The 25,465-nt window shown below is 41.4% G+C and carries 26 protein-coding genes; 20 read left to right on the top strand and 6 right to left on the bottom strand.

Annotated features, from left to right (window positions below; all coding sequences use genetic code 11):
- Positions 1–135: 135 nt before the first annotated feature.
- The 12 genes from H148_RS0114025 to H148_RS0113965 all read left to right on the top strand — a co-directional run bounded on the left by H148_RS0114025 (position 136) and on the right by H148_RS0113965 (position 11,911).
- A complete protein-coding gene (locus tag H148_RS0114025; RefSeq protein WP_029035363.1) occupies positions 136–741 on the top strand; it encodes a transposase in 606 nt (201 codons plus the stop codon).
- A 15-nt stretch (positions 742–756) separates the two neighbouring features.
- A complete protein-coding gene (locus H148_RS0114020; protein ID WP_029035362.1) occupies positions 757–1,632 on the top strand; it encodes an O-methyltransferase in 876 nt (291 codons plus the stop codon).
- A 492-nt stretch (positions 1,633–2,124) separates the two neighbouring features.
- Positions 2,125–2,832: an ABC transporter ATP-binding protein gene (locus tag H148_RS0114015; protein ID WP_029035361.1), complete on the top strand. Its 708-nt coding sequence runs from the start codon at positions 2,125–2,127 to the stop codon at positions 2,830–2,832.
- Between the two features lie 135 nt (positions 2,833–2,967).
- Positions 2,968–3,129, top strand: coding sequence for a hypothetical protein (locus tag H148_RS18695; RefSeq protein WP_169578573.1), 162 nt, complete (start codon positions 2,968–2,970; stop codon positions 3,127–3,129).
- Between the two features lie 499 nt (positions 3,130–3,628).
- Positions 3,629–4,204: a cob(I)yrinic acid a,c-diamide adenosyltransferase gene (locus H148_RS0114000; protein WP_029035359.1), complete on the top strand. Its 576-nt coding sequence runs from the start codon at positions 3,629–3,631 to the stop codon at positions 4,202–4,204.
- 155 nt (positions 4,205–4,359) lie between these two features.
- The gene (locus H148_RS0113995) at positions 4,360–4,581 is read left to right on the top strand and encodes a DUF2795 domain-containing protein (protein WP_008272287.1); all 222 of its coding nucleotides are present in this window, start codon (positions 4,360–4,362) and stop codon (positions 4,579–4,581) included.
- Between the two features lie 87 nt (positions 4,582–4,668).
- On the top strand, positions 4,669–8,028 hold the full coding sequence (gene secA / locus H148_RS0113990; protein ID WP_029035358.1) for a preprotein translocase subunit SecA: 3,360 nt from the start codon (positions 4,669–4,671) through the stop codon (positions 8,026–8,028).
- Between the two features lie 382 nt (positions 8,029–8,410).
- Positions 8,411–8,929 carry a DUF4199 domain-containing protein gene (locus H148_RS17975; RefSeq protein WP_051286486.1) on the top strand — a complete coding sequence of 173 codons (519 nt, stop codon included), beginning with the start codon at positions 8,411–8,413 and terminating at the stop codon, positions 8,927–8,929.
- 183 nt (positions 8,930–9,112) lie between these two features.
- Positions 9,113–9,643 (top strand): iron transporter, encoded by a 531-nt coding sequence (locus tag H148_RS0113980; protein ID WP_029035357.1) that lies wholly within the window; start codon positions 9,113–9,115, stop codon positions 9,641–9,643.
- Positions 9,644–9,665: 22 nt separating this feature from the next.
- Positions 9,666–10,391: a VIT1/CCC1 transporter family protein gene (locus H148_RS0113975; protein WP_029035356.1), complete on the top strand. Its 726-nt coding sequence runs from the start codon at positions 9,666–9,668 to the stop codon at positions 10,389–10,391.
- Positions 10,392–10,543: 152 nt separating this feature from the next.
- The gene (locus H148_RS0113970) at positions 10,544–11,041 is read left to right on the top strand and encodes a DUF2383 domain-containing protein (RefSeq protein WP_029035355.1); all 498 of its coding nucleotides are present in this window, start codon (positions 10,544–10,546) and stop codon (positions 11,039–11,041) included.
- Positions 11,042–11,326: 285 nt separating this feature from the next.
- Complete coding sequence (locus H148_RS0113965; RefSeq protein WP_037325265.1) at positions 11,327–11,911, top strand: DUF2911 domain-containing protein; 585 nt, start codon at positions 11,327–11,329, stop codon at positions 11,909–11,911.
- Positions 11,912–12,191: 280 nt separating this feature from the next.
- On the opposite strand, the gene H148_RS0113960 is transcribed toward H148_RS0113965, so the two are convergent.
- The 5 genes from H148_RS0113960 to H148_RS0113940 form a co-directional block, all read right to left on the bottom strand.
- Positions 12,192–12,878 (bottom strand): peptidoglycan DD-metalloendopeptidase family protein, encoded by a 687-nt coding sequence (locus H148_RS0113960; protein ID WP_029035353.1) that lies wholly within the window; start codon positions 12,876–12,878, stop codon positions 12,192–12,194.
- 23 nt (positions 12,879–12,901) lie between these two features.
- On the bottom strand, positions 12,902–14,299 hold the full coding sequence (locus H148_RS0113955; protein ID WP_029035352.1) for a YggN family protein: 1,398 nt from the start codon (positions 14,297–14,299) through the stop codon (positions 12,902–12,904).
- Positions 14,280–14,897 carry a hypothetical protein gene (locus tag H148_RS0113950; protein ID WP_029035351.1) on the bottom strand — a complete coding sequence of 206 codons (618 nt, stop codon included), beginning with the start codon at positions 14,895–14,897 and terminating at the stop codon, positions 14,280–14,282. Before H148_RS0113950 ends, H148_RS0113955 begins: the two co-directional genes overlap by 20 nt.
- Entirely contained in the window at positions 14,881–15,426 is a 546-nt protein-coding gene (locus H148_RS0113945; RefSeq protein ID WP_037325359.1) for an RNA polymerase sigma factor, read from the bottom strand. The genes H148_RS0113950 and H148_RS0113945 overlap by 17 nt, the downstream gene beginning before the upstream one ends.
- Before the next feature lie 648 nt (positions 15,427–16,074).
- Entirely contained in the window at positions 16,075–17,433 is a 1,359-nt protein-coding gene (locus tag H148_RS0113940) for an FAD-dependent oxidoreductase (RefSeq protein WP_037325262.1), read from the bottom strand.
- 546 nt (positions 17,434–17,979) lie between these two features.
- Here H148_RS0113940 and H148_RS18640 point away from each other — a divergent pair.
- From H148_RS18640 to H148_RS0113895, 8 genes are all read left to right on the top strand, one after another.
- Positions 17,980–18,135 carry a lmo0937 family membrane protein gene (locus tag H148_RS18640; protein ID WP_029035348.1) on the top strand — a complete coding sequence of 52 codons (156 nt, stop codon included), beginning with the start codon at positions 17,980–17,982 and terminating at the stop codon, positions 18,133–18,135.
- Between the two features lie 450 nt (positions 18,136–18,585).
- A complete protein-coding gene (locus H148_RS0113930; RefSeq protein ID WP_029035347.1) occupies positions 18,586–19,341 on the top strand; it encodes an SDR family oxidoreductase in 756 nt (251 codons plus the stop codon).
- Positions 19,342–19,421: 80 nt separating this feature from the next.
- Positions 19,422–19,820, top strand: a complete 399-nt coding sequence (locus H148_RS0113925; RefSeq protein ID WP_029035346.1) for a transposase — start codon at positions 19,422–19,424, stop codon at positions 19,818–19,820.
- A gap of 8 nt (positions 19,821–19,828) precedes the next feature.
- Positions 19,829–20,659, top strand: a complete 831-nt coding sequence (locus H148_RS0113920) for an IS3 family transposase (protein ID WP_083961679.1) — start codon at positions 19,829–19,831, stop codon at positions 20,657–20,659.
- Between the two features lie 147 nt (positions 20,660–20,806).
- Positions 20,807–21,562, top strand: coding sequence for an SDR family oxidoreductase (locus H148_RS0113915; RefSeq protein WP_037325259.1), 756 nt, complete (start codon positions 20,807–20,809; stop codon positions 21,560–21,562).
- Between the two features lie 674 nt (positions 21,563–22,236).
- A complete protein-coding gene (locus H148_RS0113910) occupies positions 22,237–22,881 on the top strand; it encodes a hypothetical protein (protein ID WP_029035343.1) in 645 nt (214 codons plus the stop codon).
- A gap of 548 nt (positions 22,882–23,429) precedes the next feature.
- A complete protein-coding gene (locus H148_RS0113905; protein ID WP_029035342.1) occupies positions 23,430–23,663 on the top strand; it encodes a hypothetical protein in 234 nt (77 codons plus the stop codon).
- A 901-nt stretch (positions 23,664–24,564) separates the two neighbouring features.
- Complete coding sequence (locus tag H148_RS0113895) at positions 24,565–25,044, top strand: UpxY family transcription antiterminator (RefSeq protein WP_029035341.1); 480 nt, start codon at positions 24,565–24,567, stop codon at positions 25,042–25,044.
- Positions 25,045–25,283: 239 nt separating this feature from the next.
- Here the strand turns inward: H148_RS0113895 and H148_RS18690 are convergent.
- Positions 25,284–25,465 (bottom strand): hypothetical protein (locus tag H148_RS18690; RefSeq protein WP_169578571.1); only part of this gene is annotated, 182 nt, incomplete at its 5' end.

Genomic DNA, 25,465 nt, shown 5'->3' with positions numbered 1-25,465 from the left:
TTAAAGTTATTTAGAGCATAGAACCCTTTCAGTGTTTGAAGAACCATTTCGTTGGGGTTGGGAGAACCCTTTCAGGGTTTGGAACCCTGAAAGGGTTGATCGAAGACGAACGTTAAAGGATTAAACTTTTACCAGATGAAAATCGAAGTTTTAGAGCCTGGAAATTATTACCACATATACAACCGTGGAAATAATGGTGATAAGATCTTTTTCGAAGATGGCAATTACACCTATTTTCTCGAACTTTATAAGAAATATATTGCTCCTGTTACCAATACTCTCGCCTGGTGCCTCATGCAAAATCATTTTCATTTCCTGGTTTATCTTAAAGAAGAAAAAGAAATAATTAAAACAGATTTAAAATACTCCACTAAATCTGAAAGTTCTGCTACAGATCATTCCCGCCAGTTCAGCCATTTGTTTAACTCTTATACTCAGGCAGTAAATAAAAAATATTCCCGCACTGGAAGTCTATTTGAAAAGCCATTCAAGCGCAAAAAAATTTCTTCTGAAGATTATTTGAAGAATTTAATCTATTACATCCACAACAACCCTGTTCATCATTCAGTCGCTGAAATTATTTCTTCGTATCCATGGACCTCATACCAGGATTTTTTTAACGAAAAAGAAAGTTTGATTCAAAAAAAGGAAGTTTTAGAATTGTTTGGTGACTTTGAAAACTTTGAAAATTACCATCAAAAAGAACACACGATTGAACCCTTTCAGGGTTTGGAACCCTGAAAGGGTTGAACAAAGATGCACATTGTCTTCGCTTACATAAAATTCCTTCTCCGCTCCACCAACCAACATGGGGTGCATTCGCCGTTTGTTTATAGCCTGGTGACTAAATGCTTTTATGACAGGAAGAAATATCCATCTTATGCCCTTCTGAAAGAACACCGTAAGTCTCTGCTGAAGGACAAAAAGACAATACAGATTACAGATTTTGGTGCGGGAAGTAAAGTCTTTAAAACGGACACACGTAAGGTGTCAAAAATGGCAAAAAATGCCGGAATTTCTCCCAAACGCGCCCGACTGTTAAACCGACTGGTGAGATATCTTGAAGTAGATAGGGCAGTTGAACTGGGTACTTCTTTAGGGCTGGGCACAGCAGCCATTGCAGCCGGAAATATGGTGAAGATCACGACGATTGAGGGCTGTCCTGAAACTGCGAAAATTGCTGGAGAAAAATTTAAAGAGTTCGGATTTGATAATATTCAGCTGAAGGTCGGGAAGTTTGAAGAATTTTTAGGGGAAAAGAGGATTCAAAATTCAAGATTTAAGATTCAAGATTCAAAAATTGCTTCAACTGACAACAGACAACCGACAACAGGCAACAGGCAACAGGCAATTCATAACTCTGAACTCCTAACTCAGAACTTCGACCTACTATTTATCGACGGCCACCATCAAAAAGAAGCCACTCTTTCTTACTTTGAAAAATTACTTCCGCTAATACATAATGATTCAGTTATGATCTTCGACGATATTCACTGGTCCAAAGGAATGGAAGCAGCCTGGGAAGAGATCAAAGCAAATCCAAAGGTGACTGTCTCTATTGACACTTTTCAATGGGGCTTGGTTTTCTTCAGAAGAGAACAGGAGAAGGAACATTTTGTAATTCGGATATGATTCAGTTAGCAGCATGCAGTCTTAAGTAGGCAGTTATTTTTTTTAGAGCAATTGGCCGTTAGCTTTTGGCCGTTATCATTTTTCCTTTATACAAACTTCAGTCAAGCTAAATATGCCGCTCCTCTGGAGCTCTTAATATTCACTTCTTATCTTCATCTATAAATTCTACGCTCCTCCGGAGCTCGATTTTCCCTCAACTTTGCCCTAGCTTACGATAGATTCTATTCTATCTGAAATGTCACCCTGAGCCAGTGACTGGAAGGAGCACCGGTCGAAGGGCTTCTACGTATATATGATTCTTCTTCTTAGAGTAAACTACGTCCACATCGGCTTCGACCATATTTCCCCACCCTCCCGGTGGAGGAAATAGCTCAGACACTCTATAATCAATTGGTATTTGGTGCTTGTAATTTGGAATTTTTTTACCGTTAATTGAAGAATTGTAACAAACTCCCCTACCTTGCGTCTAATCTTTTGAATTCACATTAGCTTATGAGCAGCGTTATAAAGATCAGGCAGATTACCCGGGACTTTCACCTGGGACATGAAATTGTAAAAGTTCTAAAAGGTATCGATCTCGATATTGAAAAAGGAGAATATGTAGCTTTTATGGGGCCGTCGGGATCGGGAAAATCCACCCTTATGAACATCCTGGGATGCCTGGACACTCCTACTTCGGGCCAGTATATTCTCAACGGGAAGGATGTGAGCCAAATGAGCGACGATGAACTGGCCGAGATCCGGAATAAAGAAATAGGCTTCGTATTTCAGACGTTCAACCTACTCCCGAGAACCACTGCCCTGGAAAACGTGGCTTTACCAATGATTTACGCTGGTGCAACCAAGAGTCAGCGGAAAGAACGTGCCGAGAAGGTACTTGCCGATGTTGGCCTGGCCGATAGAATGGATCACAAGCCCAATCAACTTTCCGGAGGACAACGTCAAAGAGTAGCTGTAGGTAGAGCGCTTGTCAATAAACCGTCGATCATTCTTGCCGATGAGCCTACCGGAAACCTGGATTCTAAAACTTCTGTAGAAATTATGAATCTTTTTGATGAAATCCACGCTTCAGGAAATACCGTGATCCTGGTAACACATGAGGAAGACATCGCCCGTCATGCACATAGAATTATACGACTCCGCGACGGAATGATAGAAAGTGATGAACGGAAAGAAGTGAATTTGGAAGTACGAAGTTAGAGGTACGAAGTTAGAAGTACAGAATTGAAGGTTAGAAATTCGCAATACTCCTCCTGCTTCACCACAACAGTTATTGGTAACTTGCATCTAGTTAAAGTCTAAATTCAATAGTAATACCCTTCATACCTGTCAAAAATGTCATTTTTAGATAACGATATCCTCCTCTATATCATTCTCATTTTAGTCTTTGTGGGATTCTTTTTATGGAACCGAAAACAGACTAAAAATAACCGGGATATCAGGAAAAATAAGAGCTTCAGGAATCGTTATAATGAGAGAAAAGAAAAAGGAAAATAGCTGCCAGGCCTAACGAATTAACAATTCTTAAGTAAAAGTGAATTAAATATTTTGCTACATTATCATCTGAAAAACAGGTGTTATGGAAGATTTTTGGACCAATGAACTCTTTTTATACCTTGCCCTTCTTTGCGTTTGTGTTTCTTTCATCCTGTGGTTGAGAAGTCGAAAAAGAAGAAAAAAAGAACTCGAATGGAGACGTTCTCTTGGTGATAAGATTCGGGGGAAATTCAGTAGAAAAAACAGATCGAAACCTTTGAAATAAACCCCTGGGATTTCAAATAGAGGTCAATCCGGGGGTTTCCGATTCCTATTACTTCATAAGTAAAATCTCTTAATATCATAATACCTCCACTTTCAGCCAAAGAATTACCTGAGCCATCTGTAAATTTACTTTCCAGAAATGCCATTTTAAAAGCTTTATTTATTTCAGTTTTTAAGCCCTTTTAATTTTCTTATTTTAGGCTCCCTTCCGCAAAGGAGATTTAAAACAAATAAAATGAAAATTTATACCAAGACCGGAGACAAAGGCACTACTGCATTATTTGGCGGCACCCGTGTTCCCAAACATCATATTCGCATTGACAGCTACGGCACTGTTGATGAACTTAATTCAAATTTAGGTCTCCTGCGCGACCAGCAGGTTGATAAGCACAGTGGGGAGATCCTTATAAGAATACAGGACCGGCTGTTCACCATTGGTTCCACCCTGGCTACCGATCCTGAAAAGGCAGTCCTCAAAAACGGAAAACAGCGCCTTGAGATCCCAAAAATATCTCAGGAGGACATTGAACTTCTCGAACAGGAAATGGACAGAATGAATGAGACCCTGCCGCCCATGACACATTTTGTGCTTCCGGGGGGGCATCAAACCGTGTCAGTTTGTCACGTAGCCCGCTGTGTATGCCGCCGCGCCGAACGTTTGGCCACCGCCCTGTATGAAATTGAACCTTTTGAAGAGCAGGTGCTGCAATACCTCAACCGCCTAAGTGACTACCTTTTTGTGCTGGCACGAAAGTTGTCTCATGATCTACAGGCAAAGGAAATTCAATGGATTCCGCAGAAAGAATCTTAAGATTTATCCCGGCCAATTTTCTACTTAAACCCTTTATTTTTAAAGGATTTAGCTTGTGAGAAAAACGTTCTTAAAATTAATGATAAAAAGATGATTTTTTTCTTGACTTTCTCGTCAAAAAAATTATTTTTGCAAAAATTTAAACCGATTAACCGATGTATTGGACATTAGAATTAGCATCCTATTTAAGCGATGCGCCATGGCCCGCCACAAAAGATGAGTTAATTGATTACGCCATCAGGACGGGTGCGCCGCTGGAGGTTGTCGAAAACTTGCAGGCAATTGAAGATGAAGGGGATTCCTATGATTCAATAGAGGAAATCTGGCCAGATTACCCTACAGATGAGGATTACCTCTGGAATGAAGATGAATATTAAAAGCACACTTAAATAACAGCAGAAAAAAGTCTCAAAATTGAGGCTTTTTTTTTGCTTAACTTTGACATATTAAAACCACAAAAACATATGAGTTTTTTAGATACCGTATTGAAAGTTTTTGTCGGCGACAAGTCTAAGAAGGACATAAAGGAAATTCAGCCTATAGTCAATAAGATCCTCGCTCTCGAAAAAGAATATGAAGCCCTTAGCCTGGATGAACTCCGTGCAAAGACCGCAGCTTTCAAGACAAAAATAAAAGATGCCCTGAAGGAGGTGAATGAACAGATCACCAATTTAAATGCTGAAGCTGATGCATCTGAAGACATTTCCCGCAAAGAAGATATCTACGCCGAAATTGACGCTTTAAAAGAAAAATCCTATGAGGTCTCTGAAAATGTTCTCAATGAGATCCTGCCCGAAGCTTTTGCAACCGTTAAGGAAACTGCCAAGCGTTTTAAAGAAAATTCCGAATTAAAAGTAACGGCATCTGCTTTCGACCGCGAGCTTTCTGCCGAAAAAGATTATGTGAGCCTCGATGGAGACCATGCAATCTGGAGGAATTCCTGGGATGCAGCCGGGAAACCTATTACCTGGGATATGGTACACTACGATGTACAGCTTATTGGTGGAGTTGCTATGCATCAGGGTAAGATCGCCGAGATGCAAACGGGTGAAGGTAAAACTCTTGTTGCCACCCTTCCCATGTACCTAAACGCCCTTACCGGCAATGGCGTGCACCTGGTTACTGTAAACGATTACCTGGCCAAGCGTGACAGCGCCTGGATGGCTCCTATTTTTCAGTTCCATGGGCTTACCATAGATTGTATTGATTACCACAGGCCAAATTCAGCTGCGCGACGTAAAGCCTATAATGCTGATATCACCTACGGAACCAACAACGAGTTCGGGTTTGATTACCTGCGGGATAACATGTCGCATTCGCCCGATGATCTTGTACAGCGGCCTCATAACTACGCAATTGTGGATGAGGTGGATTCGGTACTGGTCGATGATGCGAGAACGCCCCTTATTATTTCGGGACCAATTCCGAAGGGAGATGTACACGAATTTGATCAGCTGAAACCGGCTATTGCCAACATAGTTGAAGTACAGAGAAAATATCTTACGGGGGTTCTTGCTGAAGCTAAAAAACTTATTGCCTCCGGAAATACCGAAGAAGGCGGACTGCAATTACTGCGGGTTTACCGCGGACTTCCAAAGAACAAAGCACTTATTAAATACCTGAGTGAAGAAGGGATCAAAGCTCTTCTTCAAAAAACAGAGAACAAATACATGGCCGACAACAACCGGGAGATGCCGATTGTTGATGCCGAATTGTATTTTGTGATCGAAGAGAAAAATAACCAGATTGACCTTTCAGATAAGGGGATTGAATTCCTTTCAGGTAAAGATGACCCGGATTTCTTTGTAATGCCCGAAATTGGGATGGAGATCGCTAAAATCGAAAAAGAAGGTCTTTCTAAAGAAGAAGAAGCCGAAAAGAAAGAAGAACTTTTCCGTGACTACAGCGTAAAAAGTGAGCGCATCCACACAATGCGTCAATTGCTGAAGGCTTACACTTTGTTTGAAAAAGACACCGAGTATGTGGTGATGGATAACAAGGTGAAGATCGTAGATGAACAGACCGGCCGTATCATGGAAGGTCGTCGTTACAGCGACGGTTTACACCAGGCGATTGAAGCGAAGGAAAACGTAAAGATTGAGGATGCGACCCAGACATTTGCGACGGTAACCCTTCAGAATTACTTCAGGATGTACAATAAACTGTCCGGTATGACAGGTACTGCAGTGACGGAGGCCGGGGAATTATGGGAGATCTATAAACTCGATGTGGTAGAAATTCCAACGAATCGCCCTATTGCAAGAAAAGACAAAGAAGACCTCGTTTACAAAACAAAACGCGAAAAATATAACGCTGTTATCGATCACGTGACCGAACTTTCCAGAGCAGGAAGACCGGTGTTGATAGGTACAACTTCCGTAGAAATTTCAGAATTACTCAGCCGGATGCTTAAAATCCGTAATGTACCGCACAACGTACTTAACGCGAAACTACACAAAAAAGAAGCCGATATTGTTGCCGAAGCCGGTAACTCGGGTGTTGTGACTATTGCGACCAACATGGCCGGTCGTGGTACAGATATTAAACTTTCACCTGAAGTGAAGGAAGCAGGCGGTCTTGCCATTGTCGGTACAGAACGTCACGATTCCAGAAGGGTTGACAGGCAGTTAAGAGGTCGTGCAGGACGCCAGGGAGATCCCGGTAGTTCACAATTCTATGTATCGCTTGAAGATAACCTGATGCGCCTTTTTGGTTCAGAAAAAATTGCAAAATTAATGGACCGTATGGGTCTGGAAGAAGGAGAAGTAATTCAGCACTCCATGATCTCCAAATCCATTGAACGCGCTCAGAAAAAGGTGGAAGAGAACAACTTCGGGGTACGTAAAAGGCTTTTGGAGTATGATGATGTAATGAATGCCCAACGTGAGGTAGTTTACAAGCGCCGTTATCATGCTTTGTTCGGAGACAGATTGCGTGTGGATATCTCCAACATGATCTATGATACTGCTGAAGGTATTGCTGAAACTAATAAGTTAGCCAGTGATTATAAGAACTTTGAGTTTGAGTTAATCCGTTATTTCTCCATGAGCTCTCCCTTGACTGAAGAAGAGTTCGATAAAATGGATTTCCTGAAGATTGCCAAAGTTATTTATAAGGCTGCATACGAACATTATCTTGAGAAGATGAAGCGCAATGCCGAAGCTGCTTATCCTGTGATCAAACAGGTTTGGGAAGATAAAGGCAACAGTTTTGAAAGAATCGCTGTACCATTTACCGATGGAGTTAAAACACTTCAAGTGGTAACGAACCTGGAAAAAGCTTATGAAAGTGAAGGGAAACAGTTAGTAACCGACTTTGAGAAGAATATAAGTTTGGCGATCATTGATGATGCCTGGAAGACTCACCTTAGAAAGATGGATGAGCTTAAGCAAAGTGTACAGTTAGCTGTACATGAGCAAAAAGATCCATTATTGATTTATAAGTTCGAAGCTTTCGAATTGTTCAAGGTAATGCTAGACCAGGTAAACAAAGATGTGATCTCTTTCCTTTTCAAGGGAGAACTCCCTGCTCCAAACCCTGCGCAAATAAGGGAAGCAAAGCAAACAAGGAAAAGAGAAAGTGTTGAAACTTCAAAAGAAGAGATCCCGAATATGGACGAAAGAGCTGCACAGAGCAGGGCCGCAGGGCAAACTCAGCAACGTCGCCCGCAGGTGACTGAAACCATTACGAGGGAGCGTCCAAAAATTGGCCGTAACGACAAAGTGACGATCAAAAATGTAATGACAGGAGAGAATAAAAACATGAAATTTAAACAAGCAATCCCACTGCTAGACAAAGGCGACTGGGTACTTGTTGATGAGTAGTGGTCAGTAAAATGATATCTTAGATTTAATCTAAAAAGCCTGAAAAGCAGATTGTTTTTCAGGCTTTTTGGTTTTAAACAGGTATTTCGTCATTCTGAATTTATTTCAGAATCTCTTCAATTCCAATCACAGAAAAATAGAAACTAATTTCTTTTAAACTTATCCGGATTTACAGAACCTGAAACAAGTTCAGGTTGACGGACATAAAATTACATATTAAATATGTCAGAATCTCTTCGAATGTAATCGAAGAAGAAGGAAAACTGAAACTTCTGAAGCTTCAGAATAGTTGACGGGCACCAGTATTTTAGCAGTTTCTTATTTTCCTTATGCAGTCCAAAGATGCATTTTTTCCTATTTTTATATAATCAACCTTTCCATTATGAGCAAATATCGCATAGAAATTAAGTGGGCTATTATATTTTCCGTGATTATGATCCTGTGGATGCTGGGGGAGAAAATTCTGGGGCTGCACGATAAATATATAGCCGACCATTCTTTCTACACCAGCTTTTTTGCAATAGTGGCCATTGGAATTTATCTACTTGCCCTTTATGATAAACGAAAAAAATACCACAATGGTTTTATGAGCTGGCAGGAAGGATTTAAATCGGGAGCCATTATAACCCTCGGGATTGTGATCCTGTCCCCGTTCATACAGCTGTTGATAAGCCAGGTTATTACTCCAGATTACTTCAGGAATATCACCGAATATTCTATAGAAGCAGGTGAAATGAACAGGGAAGAAGCCGAAATTTATTTTAGTCTTAGGAATTATATCATGCAAAGTATGGTTTGGGCCGCAATTACAGGTTTAATAACTGCAGCTATTGCTGCCCTTATTCTTCGCCGTAAAGTTCCAAACCCTAATCAGGTGAAAGGAACGACACCTTACAGGTAAAAAAACGCTTTTCTAAAATTCCCATGGAAGATGGTTTAAGCAGGAGGTAAAGAAGTTAAAATTTATATCCCTAAAAAAAGATCCTTCAAAAATGCCATTTTTGACAAGCCATTTTAACAGGTCTTTGGCAGCAAAAGCAGCCTCTGATGCTTATCTTAAAGGAACTAAACATTAAGATAAAAAATGAAGATAGAAGACAACGAAAAAAAGATCAAACTGGCAGAAGACCAGGGAAAAGCATATTCTGCAGCCCTGGATTACATGAAAGAAATGGACAACCATGCCGAGAAGGAAGTGGATGATTACATCATAAGCTTAGCTTCCGAAGAAGCTGAAGGAACATATCAGCTTCAGCAGGGAAAACTGGAATGGAAAACACCAAAAGAGGGATTTAATACGCATCTCGAGATTGTGGTGAGGGATAAAAAAGACAAACGTTTTATTCCAGGATTGAAGATCCACGGAAAAGTTCTGAATGACGAGGGAAAAGAGATTATAGATACTGATTTCCCCTTCCTGTGGCATCCTTTTTTGCTCCATTACGGTGCCTTTTTCAGGATTCCTAAGGAAGGTAAATATAAAGTTCAGTTGGAAATTCCTGCCCCTCAATTCCACAGGCATGACGAGATCAAAGGGAAAAGATATGAGAAGGATGTGAAGGTCGAGATAGAAATCGAGATGGAAGTCGGCAGGGAACCACACGGTCCCGAATAATCTCAAGCCAAAATAGCGTCCAATGCAGGAAAGCCAACTCCACTCCCGTCAAAAATTGCTCTTTTTCAATAAAGATTATATTTCTGAATTCGTTTACGGAGGCATTGATGGTGCAATTACCACTTTTGCTGTAGTTGCAGGATCTGAAGGTGCTAACCTGGGCATACAGGTAGTTGTTATTCTGGGTCTTGCCAACCTCATTGCCGACGGTTTTTCTATGAGCGTGGGTAATTTTTTTTCCACAAAGGCCGAGAGAGATACCTTTGATCGTCACAAGCAGGTGGAATATTGGGAAATTGAGCACCTGCGGGATAAAGAAATACAGGAAATACGGGAGATTTATGCCGCAAAGGGATTTAAAGGTGATCTATTGGAACAAGTTGTGGAAGTAATTACCGCCGATAAGGATGTGTGGGTAGATACTATGATGAAGGAGGAACTGGAGATGGTGAAAAGCGACAAAGCACCTTATAAAACGGCAGGAATGACTTTCTTTAGTTTTATAATTGTTGGATCGGTACCGCTACTCTCCTATGTCTTTACGGGTACAGGTTCTGTCATTCGGGAAGATCTTTTTCTTTACTCCTGCATATTGACAGCTGTAGCTCTTTCAATTGTGGGAAGTCTTAAAAGTATAGTGACCGAAAAGAATGTCATTATTGGTATTTTTGAAACACTTGTTCTGGGAGGCTTAGCAGCTTTTCTCGCATATTTTGTTGGGGATGTACTGGAAAAAATGTTCCTATAAAAAAGAAAACTTTCTGTAAGCCAGTTTCTTAACGAATTATATTTCCTTCTTAAATTTTACTGAATATTCTATTAAAAATCAGTGTTTTAACGATTGATTAGTAGATTATAGTTTACTTCTGTGATTATCTTCGAACATATAAAACAACAATTATGGAAGATCGTTACTCTAAATTTAAGAAGTTGAACTGGCTGCTAACGGAGAGTTTTGAAGCAGAACGTACCTATTACAATGCGGGCGAGGATGTACAGCAAGTAGAGTTGAAACGATTCTTCAACTACGAGTCTGTAAACCGGAACCGCTTTAGCTACGAAATATCCGAACAATTAGTACAGGCGGAAATTGAACCTGCCAAAGAATGGGCTCACAAAGGTAATCTTGATCGCGACTGGCGGGAAGAAAGAAAAGCCCTGATAAAGACCAAACCTTTGAAGCTATTGAAAAAATGCAGAAAAAAGGATGAGGAGAATCTCGAGATTTACACAGAAATTCTGGAAAATAAGGTACTTCCCAAAGAAGTTCTTAAGATCCTTAAAAAGCAAAAAGAGACCATTGAAAGTGCTGTTGAGAAATGCCTCAAATACGAATCCGGGGAAGAAGCTCTGAATCCTTCAAACCGGCCAAAAGTGCGTAAACTGAAGGCTATGTAATTTCCAGCCAATAAATCTTTTTAGAAGCCCCTTTTTGGGGCTTTTTATATTGCTGTTCCCTAAATCAGATATTCCAGGGCAGTTGATGAATTAAAATGCGAAGGACCACAACCGGTTCCCCATTCCGAGGTAGGATGATCGTGAATGGGTTCGGGTGTCCAGACTGCACTTAAATTCTATTTAAAATCGGTAATCAGGCTTCAACCCTACTTTTCTATCTCCTATCCGGAAAAGACCAGGCCTGACAAATCCTGTTTCGGCTCGGAAGTTGTTTACTAACAGAGTATGAAGAATACCATTAGAAATAGTTTTCTGGGAGTAATTATTGTTTTAGGGGCTATTATGCTCACATACATTATCTATAAAAATAATACTAAAGCTTTTAGCCCGGAAGACACAGTGGAATTTAGCAGTGGCGATCTCCAACTGGAAGTTTTCTACAACCGTCCCTATAAAAAGAACAGGCAAATCTTTGGCGGACTCGTGCCTTACAATGAAGTCTGGAGAACCGGCGCAAATGAAGCTACCACTTTCTATACTTCAAAAGATATTCTTGTGGACGGCTCCCTTTTGCCGGCAGGCACTTATACACTTTGGACTATTCCACAGGAAGAATCCTGGAAAATTATTTTCAATTCCGAAATGTATCCATGGGGCATAACAGCCGATAAACTTCCTTCCCGTGTTGCCGAATATGATGTGCTAACTCTGGAGGTCCCGGTAAGAACCCTTAAGAATCCCCTGGAGCAGTTCACAATTTTCTTTGAAGAACAGCAGGATCTCATCAACTTTAATTTGGCCTGGGATCAAACCCTGGTGCGCGTCCCCATAAAAGATCCTGAGACAATTGAGCAGATAAAGGCTTCTTGAAAACAGCATGGGGGAACCTTCTTTACTCCCTACAGGACTATGAGCCATACGTCTTTTTTGGCTCTCGGAATTTTTATAATAGTTTATGTAATTCCCAACCATGGCCCGTAGGGGCTGCAGCTAGGTAAAGTTAAGATATTGGGAAGTCAACAAGTCCCTACCGCGACTTTCTACATTCCTCGTTCGCTCCTACCTATCTACAATCCCTACGGGATTAGGACTTCAGAATCTTCCGGAACACGTAAAAGTTATTAATATAAATTTTGTAGACTCCAGTCTTCTAATATATCTTCAGCAACAAATTAGGGTCGGGACTATTCTCAAGGTAGAAATCCAGTTCTTTTCTACTGGCCACACCCGGATAGTCCCCGTGCTTTCCCTGCATATCCAGAATAATCTGAAAATGTAAGTGCGGGGCATAATTTCCGTTTTCTGAAGGGTCTCCCAGAGCAGCGATCTGTTCACCCTGCTTTACCTTTTTCTCGGTTTCAAGATTTAGCAGAGATAATCTTTGAAGATGTCCGTAAAGCGTATAAAACCTTTTCCCTTCCGCTTCGTGCTCAAGAATAATTGTAGGTCCGTAATCTCCAAAGTTGTCATTGTTCCGAAAGCTGTGAATCTTCCCGTCTAAAACGGCAAGTACAGCAGTTCCCGCCGGCGCCCAGATATCAAGACCAATATGCCGGTTTCTGACTTGTTCTTCATCTTCCGTAGAAGAAAATAATTCACTGCGCTTGTAGAGTCCGCGGTGTTCCTTGTAACCGCCATAGGCAACTTTTCCTTTCTGCTTCCGAAGAAAAGAATCCAGGTATTCCTGAAAAGCATTTGGGGAATTTAACTGAGATTGGGACAATTCGCTATTGCTAACCGAAAGATCCATATGTCTATACTGTTGAAAAGAAAAACCGGAATCAATTACAGGTGTAAATCCTGCAGTGAGACCGGTTAAAAAATTATGATGCGGCATTTACTTTTTTGCTCAAAAATATATTACTTCAACACAACATCACTAAATCTTGCCTGAATATTTATTGAAGCGTTTGCATTTTGGCTGCCGTTGTAGCCTTTCAGTTTTTGATTATCATATGAGTTACTCGAAGTAAACTTAAGACCTTTTGGATAACCAACTTCACTATTGGTGCCATTATAAGCGAAATTGAAGGAACTCTCAGGGAGATCGAGGATCAAATCTGAATTTTCCAACATGATGTCCAGGTTCTTAAATCCGGAAGATAGTTTATCGATCTTAAGTTCTCCAAACGTGCCGGCAAGAATTCCGGTTTCCCCCAATTCCTTTAAATACACACTACTGGAATTAGAATCAAGCTTCAGGCTTTCGGCTTTCTCGATCTTCAGGTCCTGCACATAAGCAGCATTGAGTACTCCGTACTTCCAGTTCTTGATCATCACAGGAGTATAGGCTACCTTGAAATTTGTGTTCTTTCCGGCTATTTCTGCGGCATCGAACCTTGAGTGGGATACTTCTCCTCTAAGATTATTGGTTGTACCCGCAAGCTTCACTTCCCCGTGACGCACATTCAGTTTAAGCTGTCCGTTCCTGGGCATCTTAACTTTCAAGACCTTTTTTGAGGAAATCTCATCATTAATAATCATAATCTTAGGTCCTGAAGTCCCATTTCGTTCACCTGCTTCCTTTTCAAAGTTCTCGGCCCATGTTTCCATTTCTTTCCCAAATTCCTCGCCCCACTTTTCCATATCTTTTCCAAAACTTTCTCCCCAGGCTTCCATTTTTTTCCCGAAATCCTCACCCCATGCTTCCATTTGCATTTCATTCTTTTTCCAGAGAGCAGAATCCTTTTCAAATTTCTGAGCCCATTCTTCCATTGCTTTCTCAAAATCTTTTCCAAAATTCTGTTCCATTTTTTCTTCAAATTTCTCCATGTATTTTTCTCCATCTTTTTGGTACTGCTCGTAATCAAAATTGATCTCTCCTATACTGGCATAGAATTCTGGTGGCAATGGATTTCCGGATAAACTTTCGAGCATAGGCCCCATCATTTGTGTTAGGGGAGCGATCATTTCGGGCAACTTTGCCAGTGGTGCCTGTAGTGCGGTCATATTGAAATCGCCGGGACCTCCGGGTGCGGCTGCCGAATTTATCTCAACTTCTGAAGCAGATGCATCCACATTTAGTTTCCAGTTTTGCAGAGCTTTGTTCTTGTCCTCTTCCCCACCTTCAAGATATGCCGACACCTGTACTTCATTTCTATCCCAGTATTCGACATTTACCAGGGTGTGACGGGCATCAATATTCACCGTTACATCTTTATTCGTCTTAAAGGTTTTATTTAGTTTACTCGTCTGCGCCAGCGTTGCAGTTGCACAGAGCAATGCTATAATTGCGGTATTAAGCCTCGTAATTTTCATTTTCTTTTATTTTAGATTCTTTAATATCCCTGATTTTATTCTTCACTTTATATAATAATTCCAATCTAAGCTGCAGGTTCGAGATCAAAGCCTCTAAACTGCTTTCGGTAAGGCCGGTTTCACTGATCTCGGAATTTAATTTTTTATACTCCCGGTCAAGTCCCTCCAGTTGTTTCATAAAAGAATCTACCAGCGCCTTGTTTGAATCGTTCACTTCCAGTTTTGCCAACTCTATGTTGAGACTGGCGAGGTAAAAGTTCTCGATTTTCCTGAATTCGGGAGATTCGTCGCTAAGCTGATATTCCTTTGTTACCGGAATCTCCTCGCTACTCTCCGACTCTACCTCGACAGGTGCATTAGTCACCTGACTTCCACTGAAACCTTCGTTTTGATTGAGAAAGAAAAATCCAATTCCCAATACTATTACCAGCACGGCAGCTATTTTGAGAAAGAAAAAATTCCTGTTTAAAGATTTTTCCTGCTTTTCCTGCGGAAAATTTTCTTCCAGTCTTGCCTCGAATCTCTTTTGATGTCCTTTTGGGGGTTTGGAAGGCAACGATCTGTCTTCCTGCAACATCTTTCTAATATCCTGTGCCATGTCTTTTTACTTTTAGTTCTTCTTGTAATTTTTTCTTTCCACGGTGCACCAGTGTTCTGGAAGCCACCTGAGATATATCCAATATTTCTGAAATCTCCTCGTGATCATATCCTTCTATTAGATACAACATAAGCGGATATCGATATTTCTCCGGAAGTTCCTCCATTGTTCTTTTGACTTCTTCCAATCCAATTCCGTCATCAACATTCCAGTTATCCTCCTCGTCTGCCGTGCCCAGGATTTGTTCATTGATCGCAACCAGTTCCAGCTTACGCGCTTTGAGCTTATCCAGGCATTTATTTATGACGATCCGTTTCAGCCAGGCCCCGAAGGACACCTCCCCGGTGAATTGTGCCAGTTTTTCAAAAGCTTTAATAAAAGCCTCCTGCATGGCATCTTCAGCTTCAAACGGATCATTGATGAACCTTTGAGCCACATAGTACATACCGTCGCAATACTTATTGTAGAGCTTGAGCTGCGCCCTGCGGTCATTCTGTTTGCAAGCCTCTATTAATTGATGTTGTATCAAAATAACTTCAGTTTGGTTGGGTTTCACTTTAAAGACGACAAGATTTATGTCGTGTTGCAAAAAAGAAAATAAAAGTAGATTTTTTTTCTTAAGAGGTGTCCAATATGCCATTTTTCGGAGGTATGGCTGCGGAAGGATATCAGTGATCAGGGATTGGGGATTGGGGATTGGGGATTAGAATTGAATTAACTTCCTGCCGAAAATAAGATCCCTCGTCACATCCTTCCCTACCGGTTGGGACGCTCTGTCGGGATGACAACGGAATTGACTTCGACCTTTCGTCGCTTCTCAGGGCAAACCTTTCACCTGCGCTGGCTCAGTCTGACATTACGGAAAAAAAGGTGTTAAAAATGGCTTTTTTGAGAGGTACTATTACCTGTCTTTTCGAACAAGCCTTTCAGCGACTGAGAAATTTTTAAAGTGGTCGGTGGACGGGATCTATTTTCCGTTGCTGGTTCTCTGTTGTTCAATTTTCCTGCGGAAGTCTGTTGTCATTTTCGAAGAAGCTTTTTCAGCGACTGAGAAATCTCTTCCCGACTTCCTGAATCTTCTCTGCCGAAAAAAAATAAGATCCCTCGTCACATCCTTCCTTACCGGGCAGGACGCTCTGTCGGGATGACAAATGGAAATATTCGTACTTCTTAAATTCTAAAATCTAATTTTTTTTTGTTCAAGCAGCTTCAGGATCTTGTCCTCCACTTCAGCTGAATCCCATTTTTGGCCGATTTGAGGAATTTGCATCACCTCATCCATGATTGTTGCCTGTTGGTCCCCTATTTTTAAAGCTTCAGCATAAGGCGCTTCAGAAAATGTGACCCGGGAATAAACCGGGATCCATTTTTCAGGATGTTTCACGGCAAATTTTTTCTCGATCTTCTTCCGCAGTAAAAAGTCCTCATCGGCAGTTTTGCTGCTCATCTCAAGAAAATTCCGGTAGCTAAGCTCCGCAATTGCATCGGCATTTGGCTTCCTAAGAGCCTGATAATGCGCAAAAATCTGCTCCCAGTCATCACCAAATTGCGATTCCAGACGACTGAGTTCAGAAATATCCTCAAAGCCTGCATTCATACCTTGTCCGTAAAAGGGCACAATGGCATGGGCAGCGTCCCCCACCAAAGCGATCTTGTCATAATAGGTCCATGGGTAACATTTCACTGTCACAAGGGCACTGGTGGGGTTCTTAAAGAAATCACGGGTAAGATTGGAGATCTCATCTTTAATATCGGGAAAAAATTCGCTGAAAAAATTTTCGGCTTCGGCTTCAGAAGAAATAGATTCAAAGGAATTTTTACCCTCAAAAGGCAGAAAAAGCGTGCAGGTAAAGCTGCCGTCAAGGTTGGGCATGGCGATCAACATAAACCTGCCGCGTGGCCAAATGTGGAAAGAGTGTTTGTCGAGCTTATGGGAACCATCGGCATTGGCCGGAATTCGCAGCTCCTTATAACCAACATCCACAAAGTGCTGTGAATAATTAAATCTGCTTTGCCTCTGCATTTTATGACGGACACGGGAAAAGGCGCCATCGGCCCCAAAAATGAGGTCATAATCATACTCCTCCCAGCCCCCTTTTTCAGATTCGCCGGTGTAGAGTTTGGCTTCAGTAAGATCCACATCCCAAACCTTTTCCTCAAAACGGAACTCGGCCCCGGCAGCCTCGGCCAGATCAATCATTTTGCGGTTCAGAACTCCTCGTGAAATGGAAAAAATAGCCTCACCTTCCTTTCCATAATTTTGAAAATAAACCGGGCTGCTGTTAACATGCATGGCCCGCCGGTAGAGCGGTATTGCCAACTTCCTCACCTCTTCTTCAATTCCTACTTCCCGCAAAGCTTTCCACCCGCGGTGAGACATAGCGAGATTGATGGAGCGACCCGAGAATTCCACCTTCCGCACATCGGGTCTTCGATCAAAAACCGTTACGGAATGTCCTTTTTGTCTAAGATGAAGAGCAAGTAAAGAGCCTACCAGGCCGGTACCTACTATAGCAATATTTTTTTTGTGCTGCATGTTGCCTGCGAAAATACTACTTTTTTCCAGTAATGAGTAGTGGGTATTGAGTGGTTAGAACGGAGTGATGAAGTGATGAAGTGACGATGTGATGAAGTGATGAAGTGACGAAGTGAAGGAGTGACGGAGTGATGAAGTGATGAAGTGATGAAGTGATGAAGTGACGGAGTGATGAAGTGACGGAGTGAAGGAGTGACGGAGTGATCAAATGACGAAGTGATGAAATCAACTTGTAGGAGCATTGGCTGACAGTTGGCTGTTGGCTAATAGTGGAGGATCACCGCAGCTATCATTGATTTTATGGATCCCCTCTTAACCTCCTCCAGAGAAGAGGGAATAGATCAGGTTTTATCTTAAATTTTTAATGCTGAATTCAAAATCCTTCCTATGTGACGTGCCCGTTAAACCTCCGTTAAAATCGAACCAACAGCTAAAAGCTTTCGTACATTTATTTGATAATCATGCATAGATATATTTAAAAATCTGCAGATCATTTATAATCAGAATGACTAACCAGCAACCATACGGTTGCACAAATTTTCAGTTATGAGAGATTTAGTTTGGCTTATTATTGTTTTACTGATTATTGGGTGGTTAATAGGCTATTTCGCCTTTCCCGACCTTGGCAGTATTATCCACATCCTGATCGTGATCGCCGTGATCCTGGTCATTTATAAATTATTGACAGGAAGGAGTCTTTAAGCAGGATAGTTTAAGGACCATAAATAAGAGGCTGCCCCGGTAAATACCGACAAGAATTTTTTGAATCTGCCCTAGGGAATTGATTTTATTTTCTTATCTGTATTTGGGGTGGTCTCTCCCATTTAGGGAAGTTAGATTTACGAAGGTAGAAGTACGAATTGGTTATGAATTATGAGTTCAAATCCGTTGCGAAATACGGGTTCTTCTGTCATTCCGGCACAGCATTTTCTTTCGAGAGAAAGGGAGTCCGACCATGGATCTTTCAATTCATTTGTTAACCTTTAACTGTTAGCTTTTGGCCATTAGCTTTAATTATATCCTCGTTACGTATTGCAAGTCCGCACCAGCGTGGCATAATCGTTTAGGCTAAACCAATCAAGTCTTGGCTCTAGTCTCTTGGTTCTTGAGTCTAAGAGTTACAATCATGAAATAAGATAAAAATATAATAACATGTGGAATTTAAAAGGACAAACCGCCGTAATTACCGGCGGCTCGAAAGGAATTGGACGGGCAACCGTAGCTGAATTTCTGAAACTGGGAGCAGAAGTGCTTTATACCGGAAGAAATGCCGACGATATCCTCAAGATAGAGGATGAACTTTCTGCTGAAGGACACGCTGTAAAAGGCATTGTAGCCGACGTATCCAAGCCCAAAGATCGCCGCAAGATCGTTACGTGGACCGAAAATAACTGGAAGGCGGTGACTATATTGGTCAACAATGCAGGGATCAACATCAGGAAAAAAGCCATGGATTATTCTGATGAAGAATATCGAAAAGTGCTGGAGATCAATCTATTTTCTCCTTTCCTCCTTGCCAGGGATTTATATCCGCTCCTGAAAAAATCCAATAATGGAAAGATCATTAATGTTGCATCGGCTGCGGCAACCCAGGATGTGGGAACGGGAACTCCTTATGCAATGTCAAAAGCAGGTCTTCTCCAGCAAACACGAAGCCTGGCAGTGGAATGGGCAAGAGATAACATCCGCGTGAATGCCGTTTCTCCCTGGTACACCCGCACTCCGCTGACGGATTCAGTACTGCAGGGAGAACGAAAAGAATATATTCTGCGACGGACTCCCCTCCACCGCATCGCCGAACCTGAAGAAATAGCTTCAGTAATTGCCTTTTTAGCCATGGACAAATCCTCATTTATCACCGGACAAACCATTGTTGCCGACGGAGGAATGAGTGTGAAAGCACTTTGAAGTTAAAGTTACGAAGTGGGAAGTACGAAATTGGTCATTTGTACGTCCCTGATATAGGTTGACCACTAAAATCAACTTATATGAAATCAAACATTCGTTTACTAAAGAAGCACAGGCGTTATTCCGTAGAGTTCAAGAAACAGATTGTAGCAGACTTTGAAAGTGGAGAATATAGTGTTCCTCAACTTGAGAAGCTGCATGGTGTAACTAATCAGTCGATTTATAATTGGATTTATAAATTTTCTACCTTTAACGAGAAAGGTTTTAGAGTCGTAGAAATGAAAGACAGTAGCAGTACAAAATTGCAAGAGCTGGAGGCCAAAAATAAAGAACTGGAGGCAGCCTTAGGACGTAAGCAGATACAGCTGGATTATCTGGAGAAGATGGTTGAACTAGCCAAGACAGAACTCAATATTGACATTAAAAAAAACTACAGCACCCCACAATCAACTGGTTCAGGAAAAACAAAGAAAAAGTGAATTATTCCATGAATCAATTCTATGAAGGTGTCGGGATCAGTAAACAAGCTGTACATCAATACGCACGAAGGCAAACTTTGTTTGATCATCGCTTGATGGAGTTAATGTCTGAAGCCGATGATATTCGTAGAGATCATCCTGGTTGTGGGGTGGAGAAAATGTTCTATACCCTAAAGCCTGATTTTATTGGAAGAGACCGATTTGTAGAGACTTTTATGCAATTGGGTTATCGTCTGAAAAGAAAAAGAAATTACAGACGCACTACTACTGCCGGTAAGATATACTATCCAAATAAAATTAAAGGTTTAGAAATCAATGCACCTTCGGTGGTATGGCAAAGTGATATCACTTACTACCGGGTAAAAGATAAATTCTATTATGCCGTGTTTATTATAGATGTCTACACAAAGAAAATAGTAGGTTATGAGGTCTCTGATCATATGAGAGGAACAGCAAACCTGAAGGCTCTAAGAATGGCTCTAAAAGAAAACAAAGCTCCTAAGATCCACCACTCAGATCGAGGAAGCCAGTATACTTATAAATCCTACACAGATCTTTTAAAATCCCATACAACAACAATCAGTATGGCTTTAAGTGCTCAGGACAATGCTTATGCCGAAAGGATCAACAGAACAATAAAAGAAGAATATCTGGACCATTGGAAACCAAAAACCTTTAGCCAACTCAAAAGCCAGGTGAATAGAGCAGTAAAGAACTACAACAACAAAAGATCACATGATCATTTGAAGAAAAAGAATCCTGAAGAGTTCATTAGTTATTGGTCAACCCTTAAACCGGAAGAACGACCAATTATTACTATTTTTGATAATGAAAATTAATATCTAAAACCGGTCAACACTAATCAGGGAAGTTCAGAAAAAGTAGTGAATATTCTAAGAAACCTAACCTCAAATTAACCATTCACCGATTAACCAATCCCCAATTAACTAATCCCCAGTTAACAAATCTCTAATTAACTAATAACCATGTGGAATCTAAAAGGACAAACAGCTGTGATCACCGGCGGCTCAAAAGGAATTGGGCGTGCAACCGTATCTGAATTTCTCAAATTGGGAGCAGAAGTACTTTACACAGGAAGAAATGCCGACGATATACTTGAAGTAGAGGATGAATTGTCTGCTGAAGGACATACAGTAAAAGGCATTGTGGCCGACGTGGCAAATCCCGAAGATCGCCGTAAGATCTTTACGTGGACCGAAAATAACTGGAAGGCGGTGACAATACTGGTTAATAATGCCGGGATCAACATCAGGAAAAAAGCAATGGATTATTCTGAAGAAGAATATCGGAAAGTTCTGGAGATCAATCTATTTTCTCCTTTCCTCCTTGCCAGGGAATTATATCCCCTTCTGAAAAAATCCAACAATGGAAAGATCATTAATGTTGCGTCGGCTGCGGCGACCCAGGATGTGGGCACGGGAACTCCGTACGCGATGTCAAAAGCAGGTCTTCTCCAGCAAACCCGAAGCCTGGCAGTGGAATGGGCAAGAGATAACATCCGCGTGAATGCCGTTTCTCCCTGGTACACCCGCACTCCGTTGACAGATTCGGTGCTGCAGGGGGATCGCAAGGAGATGATCCTGCGGCGGACTCCCCTCCACCGCATCGCCGAACCTGAAGAAATTGCTTCAGTAATCGCCTTTTTGGCTATGGACAGATCTTCCTTTATAACAGGACAAACCATTGTTGCCGACGGAGGAATGAGCGTGAAAGCCCTTTGAAATTAGAATTACGAAGTGGGAAGTACGAGTTTGGTCATTATTAAAAAGCAGTTACCGGTTCTATAGAGCTTTTGGCTGTTAGCTATTAGCTGTTAGCTTTCCCGATTGTCACGCTGAGCCCGACCGGGGGGAGAATTAGTCGAAGCGTCATCATTTGAGCTGTTGGCTGCTAGTTGTTAGCCTTGGGCTGTCCCGATTGTCACGCTGAGCCCGACCAGAGGGAGGATTAGTCGAAGCGTTCTTATTTGAGCTGTTGGCTATTAGCCTTTGGCTTTCCTGATTGTCACGCTGAGCCCGAGCGAAGAGAGGATTAGTCGAAGCGTCATCATTGAAGCTATTGGCTGCTAGTTGTTAGCCTTGGGCTGTCCCGATTGTCACGCTGAGCCCGACCGGAGGGAGGATTAGTCGAAGCGTTATTTTAACTGTTACAGCTTTAGGATCACGAGTTTTATTATCACCGGGCACTGTTTTGTCATCTCGACAGAGCACGGAACCCTTTTTTTTTCCCTCACCCTAAAGGGAACCAAAAAAGTTAATGAACTTCGCAAGACATAAATTTTTCCTCTGCGCCCTTCGCACCACCTTTGCGGTCTCTGCGAGATCAAAATTTACTTCGCTAAATTAATTCTTTTTAATTCTTTCCTTACTTTTATAGTCGTTACTAACCATCTACCATGAAAAAAATCAATTTCCTATTCCTCCTCATCCTTATCACCTCCTGCGCTCCGCAACCAGAACAAACTATTGTTCAAAAAATTGCTGAAGCAAATGGTATCGAAAATTTTGATGATGTAAAAGAACTCCGCTACACCTTCAATGTAAGAGTAAATGACACTATTAGAACCAGCAGAGCCTGGACCTGGCGGCCACAGGAGAATACAGCTGCTTTGAGAATGCCGGACAGTACCATCACCTACAATTACGAAACTGAAGCTTACCTGAATGAGGAAATAGATCAGCGGTTCATCAATGACCAATACTGGCTGCTGTTTCCTTTTCACCTGGTATGGGATGAGATGGAATGGAAGCATACAATAGAGGCTTCAGCACCAATAAGCGGAGAAGAAATGCAAAAGGTAACCGTCACCTATCCCGACGGAGCCGGTTACACTCCGGGGGATGTTTATGAGATCTACTTTGGAAATGATCACATGATCCAGGAGTGGGTCTATCTATCTGGTGGCAGCAGGAATAATCCCTTCGCTACAACCTGGGAAGATTATGATGTGCATGAAGGAATAGCGATCTCGAAAATGCACAAAAATGTCGATGGGAGTTTTGAGTTGTTTTTTACGGATGTTAGTGTTGTGACGGAGTGACGAAGTGAAAAAGTTGACGCATGCGGGTTGCGTGTTTTTTTCCTGTTCCGGTTGCCTGCATTAAAGAAGCTATTGGCTATCGGCCTTTGGCTCCGTAGGTACTATTTTGCCTGTTGCCGCTCACCTGCTTTCTCACCATTCCTTCTAAGAATAACCATTTTTAATCCCCTCCCCCGGAGGGAGCCTGTCCCGAACCTGTTTCGGGATGGCCGCAGGTCGGGGTGGGAAGAGCACTATCAACCTTTTATTCGTTTTTTCCAGTTTTGTCCTAATCCTATCCCGACGGATCGGGAGGAACCAGGAAAAGCTTCCAACCTTCTGATCAATTAATGAGGGAAGAGTGACGGAGTAAATAAGTTAAAATGTTGTCGGTTGCGGGTTCCTATGTCGTCTCGTGAGAGAAATTCTTCAGGCAGACAAAGAGTGCATGGGAGATATTTCCTATTTATGGCTTTTGGCACTAGCCATAACTCCATTCACTTTCCAACCCTCAAAAGGTTTGGAAAAGCAGTTAAAATATTGCTTATCTTTGAGTAAATACTTTGGTTATGGATATTAAAGCCACAAAACTGGAACTAATGCAGCTCCTACTTCAAACAGATAAAGAAAGCGTTTTAAGTAAAGTGAGGTCTGTTTTAGAAGAAGAGACGGGAGATTGGTGGGACGATCTCGGTAAAGAAGAGAGAGAGGAAATCTATGTAGGATTAGTACAAGCTGACATAGGAGAGGTGATAGATCATGAAGAGGTCAGGAAAAAATTTGATAAATGGCTCCAAAAGTAGTTTGGACTCATCAGGCTTTAATTGGACTGGAAAATGTTTTAGGATATCTTGAAGAAAAATGGACAGTGAAATAAATTCTTCAACTTAAATTGAAAATTGAGAAAATTTTAAAACAGGTGCAAAATCAGCCCGAGTTATTCCCTAGATCGATTAAATTTAAAGGTTTGCGAAGAGCTGTAGTTGACAAAAATAATTATTTGATCTACAGGTGGAATTCAACTGAGAATATAATCTTCATTATCAATTTCCGTGGCACGAAACAAAAACCACTTTATTAATTTTTAATCTGAGAAATTTTTAGTTCCGACTTTAGGTAAATTTTTCTTTCATACAGGTTACGATTCCCACAACTTTTTTTGCTTTTACATTTACTTCTCATTTCCAGCTAATATTTATTGACCCTTAGCCATTTTGTTGGCTTTGCCAGGGAACTTTTTGAGCGACCGCGGCAATCTTTTCCTGGCAAATGGAGATATTCTCTTCTCCTTTTCCCGTTTTACCTCTACCCTATCCCTACGTATCGGGAGGAGCCGGGAAAAGCAGTTGAATAAAATTCCGGTTCTACTCAAGGTGCCGCACTCCTTATTTTGATTTCTAAATTCGTATTTCAAAAGCCCGAATTTTTGAATTCTCCAGACAGCTTCTAAAACCTACAGACTTAAAAATTATTCAAAGAGAACACTACCTATGTAAAACTGCGCACCGGACACTTTAAAAAAAAAGTCCTAACTCTTAATCCATGATTCTAAAAAATTAAGCTTCAAATCCACCAATTTTCAAATTTCTAAATCAGCTTTTTTTCTTACATTTGTGTTAACACGGGTGTCAAATCCCATTCTTTCCCGGCACTTCGTGCACTCCCTACCAGCGGAAAGCAAAAATTTACAAGAAATAAATTTCTATGAACTGGTACGCTTTGTACACAAAACCCCGCTGGGAGAAAAAGGTAGCGAGAGATCTGGAGCAACAAGGTATTGAAACCTATTGTCCGGAGATCACGGAGGTTCGCCAATGGAGCGACCGCAAGAAAAAAGTCACCACTCCCCTTTTCAAATCTTACGTCTTTGTACATCTTGAAGATAAGGACCGGGCAAGGGTTTTCAACACCACCGGAGTAGTGCAGTACCTCTTCTGGTTAGGAAAACCTGCCGTTATAAGAGATGAGGAGATCAACACCATCAAGTCGTGGCTGGAAGACGAACGAGTTGAAGAAATTGAGGTTAATCATCTTACTCCCGGCGACAAACTTACTATCGCCAATGGAAGCTTTAAAGGCAAAGAAGCCGTTATAGAGAAGATCGGCAACAAACGCCTCCGACTCATCCTCAAGGATCTTGGAGTTGTAGTGAACGTGAAGGTCTCAGAAGCTTTGGAGAATTGAAAAGGGATTAGGGATTAGGGATTAGGGATTAGTGATTAGTGATTAGTGATTAGTGATTAGTGATTAGTGATTAGTGATTAGTGATTAGTGATTAGTGATTAGTGATTAGTGATTAGTGAAAATAAAAAAAATACAATTAACCATTCCCTGATTAACCAATTAACTAATCCCCGTCAGTTCGAGTGGCTTTCTAACTGCAGCGCAGGTAGGAAGATGTATCGAGAACAAATATTCCCCAATTAACCATTCCCAATTAACCAATCCCCCGTCAGTTCGAGTGGCTTTTCAACTGCAGCGCAGGTGAGAAAATGTATCGAGAACAACCAATCCCCATTTAACCAATCCCCAATCAACCATTCCCCGTCAGTTCGAGTGGCTTTCCAACTGCAGCGCAGGTGGGAAGATGTATCGAGAACAACCA

The sequence above is a fragment of the Salinimicrobium terrae DSM 17865 genome, from assembly GCF_000424665.1.
Classification (GTDB): domain Bacteria; phylum Bacteroidota; class Bacteroidia; order Flavobacteriales; family Flavobacteriaceae; genus Salinimicrobium; species Salinimicrobium terrae.
The sequence above is the reverse complement of the archived record's forward strand: the minus strand, read 5'-3'. Positions and strand labels throughout refer to the sequence as shown.

What these genes read in the sequence shown, in the direction of transcription:
- H148_RS0114020 (WP_029035362.1), top strand. Translation starts at nt 757, where the DNA reads ATGCACATTGTCTTCGCTTACATAAAATTCCTTCTCCGCTCCACCAAC.
- H148_RS0113920 (WP_083961679.1), top strand. Translation starts at nt 19,829, where the DNA reads ATGAATCAATTCTATGAAGGTGTCGGGATCAGTAAACAAGCTGTACAT.
- H148_RS0113995 (WP_008272287.1), top strand. Translation starts at nt 4,360, where the DNA reads ATGTATTGGACATTAGAATTAGCATCCTATTTAAGCGATGCGCCATGG.
- H148_RS0113980 (WP_029035357.1), top strand. Translation starts at nt 9,113, where the DNA reads ATGAAGATAGAAGACAACGAAAAAAAGATCAAACTGGCAGAAGACCAG.
- H148_RS0113965 (WP_037325265.1), top strand. Translation starts at nt 11,327, where the DNA reads ATGAAGAATACCATTAGAAATAGTTTTCTGGGAGTAATTATTGTTTTA.
- H148_RS0113955 (WP_029035352.1), bottom strand. Translation starts at nt 14,299, where the DNA reads ATGAAAATTACGAGGCTTAATACCGCAATTATAGCATTGCTCTGTGCA.
- H148_RS17975 (WP_051286486.1), top strand. Translation starts at nt 8,411, where the DNA reads ATGAGCAAATATCGCATAGAAATTAAGTGGGCTATTATATTTTCCGTG.
- H148_RS18695 (WP_169578573.1), top strand. Translation starts at nt 2,968, where the DNA reads ATGTCATTTTTAGATAACGATATCCTCCTCTATATCATTCTCATTTTA.
- H148_RS0113975 (WP_029035356.1), top strand. Translation starts at nt 9,666, where the DNA reads ATGCAGGAAAGCCAACTCCACTCCCGTCAAAAATTGCTCTTTTTCAAT.
- H148_RS0113940 (WP_037325262.1), bottom strand. Translation starts at nt 17,433, where the DNA reads ATGCAGCACAAAAAAAATATTGCTATAGTAGGTACCGGCCTGGTAGGC.
- H148_RS0113950 (WP_029035351.1), bottom strand. Translation starts at nt 14,897, where the DNA reads ATGGCACAGGATATTAGAAAGATGTTGCAGGAAGACAGATCGTTGCCT.
- H148_RS0113930 (WP_029035347.1), top strand. Translation starts at nt 18,586, where the DNA reads ATGTGGAATTTAAAAGGACAAACCGCCGTAATTACCGGCGGCTCGAAA.
- H148_RS0114025 (WP_029035363.1), top strand. Translation starts at nt 136, where the DNA reads ATGAAAATCGAAGTTTTAGAGCCTGGAAATTATTACCACATATACAAC.
- H148_RS0113925 (WP_029035346.1), top strand. Translation starts at nt 19,422, where the DNA reads ATGAAATCAAACATTCGTTTACTAAAGAAGCACAGGCGTTATTCCGTA.
- H148_RS0113895 (WP_029035341.1), top strand. Translation starts at nt 24,565, where the DNA reads ATGAACTGGTACGCTTTGTACACAAAACCCCGCTGGGAGAAAAAGGTA.
- H148_RS0114000 (WP_029035359.1), top strand. Translation starts at nt 3,629, where the DNA reads ATGAAAATTTATACCAAGACCGGAGACAAAGGCACTACTGCATTATTT.
- H148_RS0113910 (WP_029035343.1), top strand. Translation starts at nt 22,237, where the DNA reads ATGAAAAAAATCAATTTCCTATTCCTCCTCATCCTTATCACCTCCTGC.
- secA (WP_029035358.1), top strand. Translation starts at nt 4,669, where the DNA reads ATGAGTTTTTTAGATACCGTATTGAAAGTTTTTGTCGGCGACAAGTCT.
- H148_RS0113960 (WP_029035353.1), bottom strand. Translation starts at nt 12,878, where the DNA reads ATGCCGCATCATAATTTTTTAACCGGTCTCACTGCAGGATTTACACCT.
- H148_RS0114015 (WP_029035361.1), top strand. Translation starts at nt 2,125, where the DNA reads ATGAGCAGCGTTATAAAGATCAGGCAGATTACCCGGGACTTTCACCTG.
- H148_RS0113970 (WP_029035355.1), top strand. Translation starts at nt 10,544, where the DNA reads ATGGAAGATCGTTACTCTAAATTTAAGAAGTTGAACTGGCTGCTAACG.
- H148_RS0113915 (WP_037325259.1), top strand. Translation starts at nt 20,807, where the DNA reads ATGTGGAATCTAAAAGGACAAACAGCTGTGATCACCGGCGGCTCAAAA.
- H148_RS18640 (WP_029035348.1), top strand. Translation starts at nt 17,980, where the DNA reads ATGAGAGATTTAGTTTGGCTTATTATTGTTTTACTGATTATTGGGTGG.
- H148_RS0113905 (WP_029035342.1), top strand. Translation starts at nt 23,430, where the DNA reads ATGGATATTAAAGCCACAAAACTGGAACTAATGCAGCTCCTACTTCAA.